This window comes from Tumebacillus avium, from assembly GCF_002162355.1.
GTDB classification, from domain to species: Bacteria; Bacillota; Bacilli; order Tumebacillales; family Tumebacillaceae; genus Tumebacillus_A; species Tumebacillus_A avium.
In genome coordinates this window covers 135,737-148,933 of sequence record NZ_CP021434.1, presented here as the reverse complement: position 1 = coordinate 148,933, position 13,197 = coordinate 135,737, and the positions used below count along the sequence as shown (strand labels likewise).

At 57.7% G+C, this 13,197-nt stretch carries 9 protein-coding genes; all 9 read left to right on the top strand.

Annotation, left to right across the window (positions count from 1 at the left end; translation table 11 throughout):
• Window positions 1-22: 22 nt before the first annotated feature.
• The 9 genes from CBW65_RS00795 to CBW65_RS00755 all read left to right on the top strand — a co-directional run bounded on the left by CBW65_RS00795 (window position 23) and on the right by CBW65_RS00755 (window position 13,165).
• Complete coding sequence (locus CBW65_RS00795; protein WP_087455132.1) at window positions 23-1,624, top strand: FAD-dependent oxidoreductase; 1,602 nt, start codon at window positions 23-25, stop codon at window positions 1,622-1,624.
• Window positions 1,625-1,740: 116 nt separating this feature from the next.
• On the top strand, window positions 1,741-2,508 hold the full coding sequence (gene fadH / locus CBW65_RS00790; RefSeq protein WP_087455131.1) for a 2,4-dienoyl-CoA reductase: 768 nt from the start codon (window positions 1,741-1,743) through the stop codon (window positions 2,506-2,508).
• Window positions 2,509-2,692: 184 nt separating this feature from the next.
• On the top strand, window positions 2,693-5,086 hold the full coding sequence (locus CBW65_RS00785; protein WP_087455130.1) for a M4 family metallopeptidase: 2,394 nt from the start codon (window positions 2,693-2,695) through the stop codon (window positions 5,084-5,086).
• Between the two features lie 130 nt (window positions 5,087-5,216).
• Window positions 5,217-8,639, top strand: coding sequence for a M4 family metallopeptidase (locus CBW65_RS00780; protein ID WP_087455129.1), 3,423 nt, complete (start codon window positions 5,217-5,219; stop codon window positions 8,637-8,639).
• An 80-nt stretch (window positions 8,640-8,719) separates the two neighbouring features.
• Entirely contained in the window at window positions 8,720-9,883 is a 1,164-nt protein-coding gene (locus CBW65_RS00775) for a YheC/YheD family endospore coat-associated protein (RefSeq protein ID WP_087455128.1), read from the top strand.
• Window positions 9,873-10,541: a hypothetical protein gene (locus CBW65_RS00770; RefSeq protein WP_087455127.1), complete on the top strand. Its 669-nt coding sequence runs from the start codon at window positions 9,873-9,875 to the stop codon at window positions 10,539-10,541. Before CBW65_RS00775 ends, CBW65_RS00770 begins: the two co-directional genes overlap by 11 nt.
• Window positions 10,542-10,620: 79 nt before the next feature.
• Complete coding sequence (locus CBW65_RS00765; RefSeq protein ID WP_087455126.1) at window positions 10,621-11,967, top strand: DUF445 family protein; 1,347 nt, start codon at window positions 10,621-10,623, stop codon at window positions 11,965-11,967.
• A gap of 125 nt (window positions 11,968-12,092) precedes the next feature.
• Complete coding sequence (locus CBW65_RS00760; RefSeq protein ID WP_087455125.1) at window positions 12,093-12,443, top strand: YlbF/YmcA family competence regulator; 351 nt, start codon at window positions 12,093-12,095, stop codon at window positions 12,441-12,443.
• Between the two features lie 32 nt (window positions 12,444-12,475).
• Window positions 12,476-13,165 carry a metal-dependent hydrolase gene (locus tag CBW65_RS00755; protein ID WP_087455124.1) on the top strand — a complete coding sequence of 230 codons (690 nt, stop codon included), beginning with the start codon at window positions 12,476-12,478 and terminating at the stop codon, window positions 13,163-13,165.
• The last annotated feature ends 32 nt before the right edge of the window (window positions 13,166-13,197 follow it).

The following is a 13,197-nucleotide window of genomic DNA, read 5'->3' as shown; positions in this document are numbered from 1 at the left end:
TAAGGGAAGAGGTGCGAGACGATTGGCAGATTACACATACGATATTGTCATCTATGGCGGTACATTTGCCGGAGTGGCTGCCGCGGCAAAAGCCGGGTATTTTGTGCCGGGGAAACAGATTCTGGTCATCGTCAATGACGTGGCGGGGATGCTCGGCGGAACGGGCACGTCGGGCGGGCAGAACTACATGGATACCAAAGGGTACACCAACGGCCTTGCCACGCAGGGGACGTTCGCCTGGTGGTTCTCGCAGCACGGACAGTTTTATAACACCGATGCGATGCACAACCAGATGTATAACGATTTGGCGAAATATCCAAACGTGAAGTTCCTCTGGGCGTTCGACGTGGAGAACTACAGCTACGCGACCAGCCCGTTTCGCATCACCAACTTGACGGTGCGCAACATCTACCGCGATGAGACGACCGGATATGTGCGCTATGGCGGCATCACCCACAACATCACCGGCACGGTCTTTATCGACGCGTCTGACGAAGGGCGCCTCGCCCGTCTCGCCAACTTCGGCGGCACGACCGGCCGCTACGACTGGCCGGCACAGTACCTGGACACCGATGAGCAGGGGCCGACCGGACGCGGGCGTCAGCAGGCGGCGACCCTGATGTTCAAAGTGACCGGCGTCGCGCCGTCACAGCCGGTCACCGACGGCAATTTTGTCAAAGACGCGGACGGCACCTGGGGCTACTGGGGCGGCGGCTCGACCTATGCCAACAACCCGGTCGTGACGGCATTTAACGCGAAATACGGACCGCAGGGCTACCTGATCAAGTCGATGAACGTGGCGCAAAACGGCACCAACTCTGCCGAATGGTGGATGAACTGCCTGCTCGTCTTTAACGTCGACGGACGGGCGCATGACCGCGACCGCAACTCGTGGCGTTTCCCGACCGACATGCGCACCGATTACCGCGATGTCGACACGGCGTGGGTGCAGGCGCGCAACTTCATCCGCGACACGCCGGAGTTTCTTAGCGCTTTGCGCCAGTTCCCGGGCTTTGGCGGGATTCAACTGGTCAAAGATGCTGCCGGCAACCCGGTTGTCGGGAACATCCTTTACATCCGGGAAACGATTCACAACGCGATCAACGCGGCGATTCGCGGCAACGGCACGGAAAACAACAACTACGAAGTCGCCGCCACCGAGTCGGTTGGCGCGGGCAGTTCGCCGACGACCGGAACGGACACCGCCAACTACGCGACCCGCATCGGGCTTGGTTTTTACTGGCCGGATATCAATGCGTATGAATACACCGACCTGCGCAATACGGCCGGACAGTGGATCCTCGGCTCGGCCGTCTCTTTGCAACTCCGACCCGACCTCGGCGGCTGGACCGGCGGTGCTTCGAATCCGGTCTACCTGCCGTACAACGCGATCACGACCAACTACGTGGCCAACCTGCTCCTGCCCGGCTATGCGACCGGCGTCTCCTCCTACTCATGGTCGGAGCTGCGCGTGTTGCCCAACCTCGCCGTGCTTGGCGACGCGGCCGGCGTGACGGCCGCCTATGCGGTCAACAACGGGAAGCATCCGCTGTACTTCACGTCGGGCGATATCGCCAACGTGCAGAGCATGCTGCGCACCGTCTCGGCACGGCTCGATAAATAGAATTGGAGAAATAATTGCGCGGCGCCAAACATAACCTCTCCCGATGCGGGAGAGGTTTTTGCGTTTTTTAGTCGAACTAGTCAGTATAAAAAGAATGCTCCCAAGGAGGAATTTCCGTGAAAGACAAGGTGGTCATCGTCACAGGCGGCAGCAGCGGCATGGGCAAAGCGATGGCGAAAAAGTTCGCGCAAGAAGGCATGAACGTCGTCATCACCGGCCGCACGAAAGAGAAGCTGGAAGCGGCGAAGGGGGAGATCGTCTCTCTTGGCGGCGGGCAGGTGCTGACCGTTGAGATGGACGTGCGCGACCCGGAACTGGTGCAAAAGATGGTCGAGGAGACCAAGGCCGCTTTTGGCAAAATTGATTTTCTCGTCAACAACGCGGCGGGCAACTTTATCGTCCCGGCCGAAAAGATGTCGATCAATGCCTGGAACTCGGTGATCAACATCGTGCTCAACGGCACGTTCTACTGCTCGCAGGCGGTCGGCAAGGAGTGGATCGAAAACGGGCAGCAAGGCAGCATTCTGAACATGCTTGCCACCTACGCCTGGACAGCAGGCGCCGGTGTGGCCCACTCGGCAGCAGCAAAAGCGGGCGTGCAGTCGCTGACCCGGACGCTGGCTGTGGAATGGGGCAGCCGCTACGGCATCCGCGTCAATGCCATCGCGCCGGGCCCGATCGCCGAAACGGGCGGTGCGGAAAAATTGTTCCTGTCTGAAGACATGCACAAAGCGACGCTGAAATCGGTTCCGCTTGGCCGCCTCGGCCGCGTCGACGAAATCGCCAACCTCGCCTACTTCCTGCTCTCGCCGCAAGCGGAATATATCAACGGCGACACGATCACGATGGACGGCGGACAGTGGCTCAACCGCATGCCGTTCTAACCCGAAAGCCCCTTTCCTTTTAAGGGGCTTTTCTTTTTTTTCGACGAATAGTAACGAATCTTGTCGTTTTAATTTAGTAACTATTTATCTTTGACTGTTTACAGGGTGGCGCAATTGTTGTATTATTTTTACTAGAAAGAATAGTTCTTAAATTTCTACAGACAAAAAGAGGGGGGTCATTTAAATGTCCCGGATAAACAAAGTGACGGCGTTCGCCGTCCTGTCCACCATGGTACTGACCTTGGCTGCAGGCAATGCCTCGGCAACACCGGTCAGCAAAGACAATGCGATCGACAAAAAGGCCAAGCAAGTGCAGGCGCTGTCCAAAATCGCGCCTGAGCAGGTCACCTGGAACGAGAAAAAAGGCGTTCCGACTTTCGTGGCCGGCAAGCTGTCCGATCAGAAACTGAGCAACGCAAATGACGCTGTGGCGTTCCTGGAAGAGAACAAGTCTCTCTTCGACATGGATTCGGCTGCCGGCGAACTGAGCCTGCTCACCTCGTCCCAAGATGAGCTTGGCACCAAGATGTTCAAGTTCCAACAGTCCTTCCAAGGCATTCCGGTCTTCGGCAACGAGTTGATCGTGCACGCTGACAAAAACGGCGTGGTCTCCTCGATCAACGGCTACTACGACCCGGAAGTGAAGCGCTCCGACGTGAAAGCGAAAGAAAAGCTCAGCGTGGATGAAGCGATCTCCGCTGCCAAAGCTGACACCGGTCTTTCCGGCATCCAACAATTTAGCATCGCCAAAGGCGACAAGTATTTCTATCAAGCGAAAAACGGCAAATACCATCTCGTCTACCTGGTGACGCTCTCCACAACGGAAGGCGCAGAGCCGGCGTACTGGGATGTGTTTGTAGACGCGCAAACCGGCAAAGTGGTCGACAAGCTGAACAAGTCTGCTCATGCTCACGCAGTCGGCACCGGCAAAGGCGTCAACGGCGCGACCCGCTCCCTGAACACCGACTCCTACTCGGGCGGCTACTACATGCGCGATGTCAGCAAGCCGATGTACTCGACCGGCGGCAAGATCGAAACGTACACCGCCAACTACGGTTCGTCCTACCCGGGCACGCTGATGACCGATGCGGACAACAACTGGACCGACCCGGCTGCAGTGGACGCGCACTACCACTCCGGCGTGGTCTATGACTACTACTACAACAAGCACAACCGCAACTCGTATGACGGCGTTGGCGGCACGATGAAATCGACCGTCCACTATGGCCAGAACTATGTCAACGCTTTCTGGGACGGCACGCAGATGGTGTACGGCGACGGCGATGGCAGCGAATTTGTCGCCTTCTCCGCAGCGCTGGACGTTGTTGGCCATGAGATCACCCACGGGGTGACCGAACGCACGGCAAACCTCGTCTACTCCTACCAGTCTGGCGCGCTCAACGAGTCCTGGTCGGACGTGCTGGGCAACCTGATCGAAAACAAATCGGACAACCTCTGGCTGGTCGGCGAAGACATCTACACGCCGGGCATTGCCAACGACGCGCTGCGCTCGATGTCCAACCCGTCGCAATACGGCGATCCGTCGCACATGGATCAATACGTGAACACCTCCAGCGACAACGGCGGCGTGCACACCAACTCCGGCATTCCGAACAAAGCGTTTTATAACTTTGTCACCACCAGCGGCATCACCCGCGACAACGCAGGCAAAGTCTGGTACCGCGCACTGACGCAATACCTGACCTCCAACTCGCAGTTCATCGACGCGAAAAACGCGACCGTGCAAGCGGCGACCGACCTGTTTGGCGCAAGCTCTGCAGAAGTGACCGCTGTGAACAACGCGTGGAACTCTGTCGGCGTTGGCGCACCGAACACCGGTGACGCGTATGAGCCGAACGATTCCCGCACGGCCGCATACGGCCCGATCACGTCCGGCACCGTCTACAACGGCAAGCTCACCACGACGGCCGACCAAGACTGGTTCAAGTTTAACACCGGCGCTACCGGCACGATCGCGGTAACCCTGACCAACCTGCCGGGCGACTATGACCTGTACCTGTACAACTCCGCAGGCACCGAAGTGGCGAAGTCCTGGAACAGCGGCACGTCGAACGAGTCGATCTCCTACAACTCGACGGCAAGCGGCACCTACTACGTGAAAGTGGTTGGCTACAACGGCGCGATGAGCAACTCGGTTGCCTACGCGCTGAAAGCGACCTACCCGACGTCGGGCACGCCGACGACCGGCCAGTGGTACTACGAGACGCTGGCGTTCAACACGCCGCATCCGTACAGCAACTCCACCACCTATGCAGCACATTCCTACACCAAGACCGGCGCTCAACAAGTAGCTCTGCACTTCTCCCGTTTTGAAACGGAATCGGGCTACGACAAAGTGACGATCAAAGACAAAAACGGCAACGTCATCTTTACCTACAGCGGCACCAAAGCAGCATTCTGGGCGATCGTCGACGGCGACAAGATCTCCTCGACCCTGACCACCGACTACTCGGTAACCGGCTGGGGCTACTCGGTCGACCAAGTTGCCTACTTCAGCACCGCACCGCTGTTTGGCGCAAGTGCAACCACGACCGTTGATCCGATCATCGGCAACTAAACTGCTTGGCAAAAACCACCTGGCACGCAAATGCGTCCGGGTGGTTTTTTAATTCTGTCTTCTATTTTCTAGCAATATGCTTTAATATAGGGTTGATTATGAATAAATTCCAATAAAAGGTGGTTTAGTGATGAAAGCAAACAAGTGTCTTGCGCTTGCCGTTGTGTCCTCGATGTTCCTGACAACGGCGATGTCCGGCGCTCCGGTCAGCGCGCAGTCGGCTGATCAGATGACGAAATCGATCATGATGAACGATGCCAAAGGGGTGCCGAGCTTCCTGACCGGCAAGCTGTCGGAGCGTCCAGTGCGAAATTCCGGCGATGTTTTGACCGCGCTGGGCCTGCACCGCGGCCAGTTCAAGATGAATTCCCCGCAGGACGAATTGGCGTTGGTGCAGGAGACAACCGACAAGCTGGGGGAGATGTACAAGTACCGCCAAGTGTACAAAGGCGTGCCCGTCTACGGACAAGAGCTGATCGTGCATGCGAACAACGCCGGTGACATGACCTCGGTCAACGGGTATTACGATCCGCAAGTGAAAATCAAAGGCGTCAGCACCCGCGCCAAGCTGAGCGCAGCGGCTGCGATCACCGCCGCAAAAAAGCATCTTGGCCTCACCGACAGCACCGCGATGGCGTTGGAAAAAGCGGAGCTGTTCATCGCTGGCAGCGCAGAAGAAAAATACAGCCTGGTCTATGTGGTGACCCTCTCCACGCTGAAAGCAGAAGCGCCCTTCTACCAGGATGTGTTTGTCAACGCGCATGACGGCTCCATCACGCGCAGCATCAACCGGATCGCCCATGCCAGCGCGACAGGCAGCGGGACGGGCGTGCTGCAGGATGAAAAGACGATCTACACCGAGTCGGTGACAGACGGCTTCCTGCTGCGCGACTTGACCAAGCCGATGAATGCGACCGGCGGTGTGATCGAAACGTTTACGGCCGGGAACACCGAAACGCTGCCGGGCACGGTGCTGTCCGACGCGGACAACGTCTGGAGCGAGACGGCATCCGGCGTGGATGCACACTTTTATGCAGGGCGCACGTATGATTATTTTTGGACTCATTTTGGACGCAACTCGTACGATAACCAAGGCAGCAGCATTCGGTCGGTCGTCAATTTCGGCCAGGACTATGTGAACGCATTTTGGAACGGCACGCAGCTTGTCTTTGGCGATGCGGACGGCACGCAATATCTGCCGCTGTCGGGAGCGCTCGACATCGTGGCGCACGAATACACGCACGGCGTGATCGAGACGACGGCCGGCCTCAATTATCAGGACCAGTCCGGGGCGCTCAACGAATCGTTTGCCGACGTGTTTGGCAATCTGGTGCAAGGGGACAGCAACTGGCTGCTCGGCGAAGATGTGTACACACCGGGCGTCGACGGCGATGCGACCCGTTCGATGGCCGACCCGGCCTTGTATGGCCAGCCGGCACACATGAGCCAATACGTAAATACAACTTCTGACAACGGGGGAGTGCACACCAACTCGGGCATTCCGAACAAAGCGTTTTACAACTTCGTCACTTCAGAAGGCGTGACGGTCGATGAAGCGGCGCAAGTCTGGTACCGGGCGCTGACCCAGTACCTGGTCTCCTCTTCCCAGTTTCTCGATGCGCGCAACGCCACACTGCAAGCGGCGATCGACCTGTATGGAGAAGATTCGCCGGAAGTAATCGCCGTGACGAACGCGTGGGCGGCGACAGGTATCGGCCAGCCGTATGACAGCAGCACTGGCACTGACACCACACCGTTCGTCTTCGAGCCGAACAACACGCTGACCGAAGCTTACGGCCCGCTGCAAAGCGGCGTTGCCTATGAAGCGTACATCTCGGAGCACAGTGATGATGATTACTACCAGTTCACCGCACCGGCGATCGGCCAGGCGACGGTGATGCTCAGTTCGCTGCCGTTCGATTATGACCTCTACATCTATGGAGAGGACGGCCAAGAGATCGCCCATTCCAGCAACGGCAGCACGACAGAAGATGTGGTTACTTTTGCCGTCACTTCCGGGCGCACGTACTACATCCATGTCAAGCCCCTCTACTACTCGACGACCGACTCCTATCTCCTGCAAGCGGACTATCCGCTGACCGGCGACCAGGCGCCGTCCGATGTCAACGTCTACGAGCCGAACAACTCGAAAGCCGAAGCGACCCCGTTGACCGGCGGCAGCAAGATCTATAGTTACCTCACCTCGACGACCGACCATGATTTTTATAAATTTACATCGCCGGTGATGGGACAAGCGACGGTGCAGCTCGGCAATCTGCCTTATGATTATGAACTCGTGATTTTTGATGAGTACAATCAGACGATCGGCTCCTCCCGCAACGGAGGCACACGTGACGAGATGATCACGTTTTCGACCGTGCAAAACATGACCTATTACATCGATGTCCAGCCGAACTCTTCCTATTTCTCGACGCTCCAGCCTTATTCGCTGCTTGCCGACTTCTCGACGACCGGGCCGACCGCTTCGAGCGACCCGAATATCTATGAGCCAAACAATACCCGCACAGCAGCATACGGCCCGCTGCAAAGCGGAACGGTCTATGGCGCGTACACCACATCGTCCAGCGATCAGGACTTCTACAAATTCACGCCGGGCGGCACCGGCACCGCAGTCATCTCGCTGACGAATCTGCCCTACGATCTCGATTTCTCCGTGCTGGATGCGGCGGGCAACTCCATCGGCTATGCATCGAACGGCGGCACCAAAGACGACATCTACACGTTTGATGTGATCGCCGGCAACACCTATTACGTGCAAGTCAAACCAAACTATAGCTACTCCTCCAGCACGTACCCGTATGCCTTGAAAGTGGAATATCCGCTGTCCGGCGGTCCGACGCAGGCCGAACTGTTTGCTTATGAACCGAATGACACGCGGGATAAAGCATGGGGCATGCTGCAAGGCGGCGTGACCTATCAGGCCTACGCGACCTCCCAGCCTGATGAGGACTGGTACAAATTTACCGTCCAAGACGGCGGGCAGGTCACAGTGACCTTGAGCAACCTGCCGAAAAACTTCGATCTGCAGCTGTATGACGCATCGGGCAGCACGATCGGCTGGTCGAAAAACAGCGGCACGACAACCGAAGTGTTCACATTTAACGGGTTGAGCGGGGCGGTGTACTACATCCATGTCGACCCGTATGCCGACTGGTCGACCACCCAGCCTTATCATCTCCGTGTCGACTTGCCCGCACCGCTGACCGGCGGCCAGTGGCTGTATGAAGCGGTCGCTTTTGACACGCCGCATCCGTACGCCAACAACTACAACAACGGCACGGCACATATGGTCAGCAAGCCCGGCGCGCTGAAGATCGGTCTGCACTATACCACGATCGACACCGAATCGGGCTACGACTACATCAACATCAAAGACCAAGCGGGCAGCACGCTGACCAAAATCAGCGGCGCCTACACCGACCACTGGGTGCTGATCGACGGAGACACGATCACGTCGAACTTTACAACCGACGGGTCGGTCACCAAATACGGCTACACGATTGACCAGATCAAATACTATCTCGTTCCGTAACAGGACAACCGGCAGGGAGAACGCCCCTGCCGGTTTTTTCATATATTGGTACAAAGGTGGACAAAAAGGGGGAGAAGCTTATGACAGCACAGCGCCCGCTCTTTGGCGTCATCACGACGACCGTTGCCCACCGGCACCGCTCGAAACGAAATCTGGCCCAGTACCAGCCCGGCGCGATCTGGCAGGAACTTGAGCAGCGCGCGTACGAACTTGGCCTGACGACCTGTCTCTTCCGCCCGGAAGATCTCGATACGAAACGAAAGCGTGTGCACGGTTGGGTGTGTTACCGAAAAGCTGACAGTGCAGAACAGGAAACAAAAATCTGGCGGCGCGTCAGTTGCCCGCTGCCCGATGTGGTGTATGAAAACGTCTATGTGCATCTCAGCCACACCCGCGCGATCAACCGGGTGCGGAACTATTTTGCAGCCAGGCAGATTCCGCTGTTCAACCCCCGCCTCGGCAACAAAACCGAGCTGGCCGACTGGCTGCGCAGCTACCCGCAGCTGTGGAAGCACCACCCGGAGACCTTGCCGCTCACCGACCCTGCGCAGGTGACCGACCTGCTTTTGCGCCATAAGTCGGTCTATCTCAAGCCGGTGCTTGGCAGCGCCGGACAAGGCATCGTGGAAATTCGACAAACGGACGCAGGCCGCTACAAGGTCAGCGCCGTCAAATATGGCAAAGACAAACGCTATTTCACTAAAGAGCTGGCCGAAGCGGAGATGCTGGAGTTCGTGAAAAAGGAGCAGAAGCGTCTGCGCTACATTTTGCAGGCCGGGTGTGAACTGCTCTGGATCGGCGATGGCAAGATCGACCTGCGCACCCATCTGCAGCGCAATGCAGCGGGCGAGTGGGTGCTGGTCGGCTTGATCGTCAAGCGGGGCAGCCCGAAGTCGATCGTCTCCAACTACCATGCAGGAGGCTCGGTGCACTCTTGGGAATGGCTGAAGAATTGGGCGCGGAACAACGACATCGAACTGCCGCGGCGGCGCGACGTGATCCGGCTGTCACAAGAGATCTGTTCCGCCTACGCCGCCAAACATCCGCATCTGGCCAGCCTCGGGCTCGACCTCGGCATCGACGAAGACAGCAAAGTCTGGCTGCTCGACGTCAACGCCCGCCCCGGACGCAACATTCTGGAGCCGGAGCAGAAGGTGCACTGCCAGCAGCTGAATGCAGAATTTGCCAAGTTCCTGTGCTACAATATGGGAAAAGGGGCAGAGGAGCAACCGGATGAAAAATAAAGCTGTCGCGTGGGCCATGTCTGTGATCGGCGTGCTGTTTTTGCTGTCGATTCTGATCAACTTCGTCACGACCGGATCGGGCGAAACCGGCCTCGTCGATGTAAACGGAGACAGCACGGTGATCGGAAAGTCGCGTTCAGACGCCAAGGTGGAGATTCCGCCGTATGAGCTGAAGCCGGGCGAGACCTACCCGCACCGGATTCAGCTCGTCGAATCGGAATTTCTGCAGAACCCGGACCAAATCGACCTGGACGCCGACTGGCATTTCACCCGCTACGAGCTGCGCAGCGTGAGGTTGCAGGGCAAGGAGTATGGCACTGAGCCGCTGGGCATGGTGTCCTTTCGCGGTCAAATGACCGTCACCACAACGGACGGGGACAATTTTCTGCCGCTGGTGTCAGCAAGTCCAACCATCCCCGCCGATGTGATCTCGGCGTATTTTGAGATCGACGTCACCAAGGCGGTGCCAAACGAAGATACGTTTACGGTCAGTATGCCGTTTGAGCATCGCTATGAGGTGCGGGTGATGCCGGTCTATGACGTGTATCAATTTGAGATCTGGGAACGGCCGTATTTTTCTGATCCGCAGCAGGTCGGCACGGGGGAAGTGAAACTTCCATCCGGTCATCTGGTTGAAGGATGGGATCTTGGTGTGTAAAAATTGGGTATACTGGTAAGCAGGCTGAAGGGCCCGGCATGCATGTGTCGGCCTTTTTGATTGGAGGTCTAATTCTACAATGAAAGTCTTGTTAGTCACCGTGAGCGTGGGTGCCTTGATCGGTTTGTTTACGAACTGGCTGGCGATCGTCATGCTGTTTCGCCCGTGGAAAGAACGCCGGATCTTTGGCAGACGGGTGTGGTTGACGCCGGGGCTGATCCCGCGCCGTCAAGATGAGCTCGCTGAAAAATTGGGCCAGATCGTGGAGCAGGACCTGCTGACTCCGGAAGGATTGGCCAAGTCGCTGAGCAGGCCCGATCTGGAATATGCGGTCAAGCGGGCGGGCATCAACGCGCTCGCCAAGCGGCTGAATGAAGCGCCAACGGCCGGCCAACTCTCCGTCCACCTGTTTGGCCCGGACATGCTCGGCAAAGCGTCAGACTGGCTGGTTGAGCGCGCGGTCGCCTTTTTGCAAAGCGAAGCGGGGAGAAACCGCCTCGAAGGACTGGCGGAGGGGCTGTTCGACCATCTGCGCGGCACGCTTAAAAGCGACGAGACGCGCCGCGAACTGGCCCGCGGATTTGCCGGCCCGTTCCATGCCAACCTGTCCAGCGGGCAGGTGACGTGGCAGGAAGCGCTGCCGGAAGGGACGCGCGGAATCGTGGAAGACCGCCTGCGGGCGCAGGTGGCGCCGCTGCTCGAAGGAGCCGCGCACTGGATGCAGGAGCCGCAGGTCGTGCAGGCGATCTCCGAAATGCTGCAGGACAAAGTGAAAAACATCCCCTTGCTCGGCCCGATGGCGGTCAGCTTTTTGACGCCGGAGCGCGTGGCGGGCGACATCGTGCCGCGCCTGCAGGCGGTGATCGTCTCTTCGTCTGTACGAGAGCTGGTGCAAGACCGTCTGCAAGATGTCGTCGCCAAGTTCTGGGGCAAGCCGATCGGCAGCTACATCTCCCGCATGTCGGCCGATGATGTGGCCGTCCTGTTGGAAAAAGTGCTCGGGGTGGTGCTGGAGCGGGCTCTGTCGGAGGAAACGGCTTCCAAAGAGCTGTTCACAAGCATGATCGTAAACGGCCTGTCAGCAGGCGCCAACCCGGCCACGGTCGGCGATCTTGTGCGGCGGCTGGTCGACGGCTTGGCCGAATGGAACGTCCGTGAGCTGTACATCACACATACGGAAGAATTTGACCGCCTGTTCATGAAAGGGTGGCGCTGGCTGCGCGGCGAGCTGATCGAAGCGATGCCCGCCCTGCTCGATGCTTTGGCCTTGCGCCAAGTGGTGCGCGATCAGGTGGCGTCTTACCCGATCCCGACTTTGGAAAAACTGATCCTGTCGGTGGTCAACAAAGAGTTGCGCTTGATCACGATCCTCGGCGGGGTGCTCGGGGGGATCATCGGGCTGGTGCAAGCGCTGCTCGTGCTGTAGAATCATCAGGTTTTTTGTCGGATTTACACACATGCACAGATTTAACAAAGCATAGATTGATTTATGAACATCAACTTTGTTACCATTGAAATTGAACCCATACTTTTCAGGAGGTCATCTGGTGCATGAATCTATATGACAAAGCACACGAACTGGCCCGCGCGCTGCAGAGCACGCAGGAGTTTCAGCTTTTGCAGGACTTGAAAAAGCGCGTCGATCAAGACCCGTCTGTCAAAAAGATCTTGGATGATTTTCGCCGCCGCCAGTGGGAGCTGGAGACGCGCAGGCTGATGGGGGAAGAGGTCACAGAAGACGATCTCGGACAGATGACCCGCCTGCAGGAAGCGCTCTCGATGAACGATACGGCCCGCCGCTATCTGGAGGCGGAATACCGCTTTGGCATGATGTATGCCGATATTCACAAAATTCTCGGCGAAGCGGTGCGTGACGTGATCGCACAGCCGGAGAATGTTTAACCAAACAGATTGAGAAGAGAGGTCAAAAAGAAATGAAAGTTACGTTTTTAGGACATGCATGCACTTTAGTGGAAGCAGGAGACTTCAAAGTCATCATCGACCCGTTTTTGAATTACAACCCGCAAGCGACCGTCAAGCCGGCTGACGTGAAAGTAAACGCCGTGCTGATCACCCACGCGCACGGCGACCATGTCGGCGATGCGGTGGAGATCGCGAAAAACAACGACTGCCTGATCATCGCCAACCACGAGATCGCGACCTACCTCGAAGCGAAGCACGGCGTGAAGGCGCACGGCATGAGCATCGGCGGCGGGTATAACTTTGATTTTGGCCGCGTCAAGCTGACCCAGGCGTTCCACGGCTCCGCATTTGAGCTGCCGAACGGCGACCTGGTCTACGGGGGCATGCCGACCGGCATTTTGCTGACCATGGGCGGCAAGACGTTTTACCATGCCGGCGATACGGGCCTGTTTGGCGACATGAAACTGATCGGCGAGCTGAACAAGATCGACATCGCGGCGCTGCCGATCGGGGACAACTACACGATGGGCCCGGACGACGCGCTGCTGGCGGCGTCGTGGATCAAGGCCGGCGTCACCTTCCCGATTCACTTCAACACCTTCCCGCCGATCAAGCAGGACGCACAGCAATGGGTGGATCGCCTCGGCGAATATGATCTCAAAGGCATCGTGCTCGGCTCCGACGAGTCGGTGGAAGCATAAAAGCACAGAAAAAAAGGAGGTGTCGGCAGACA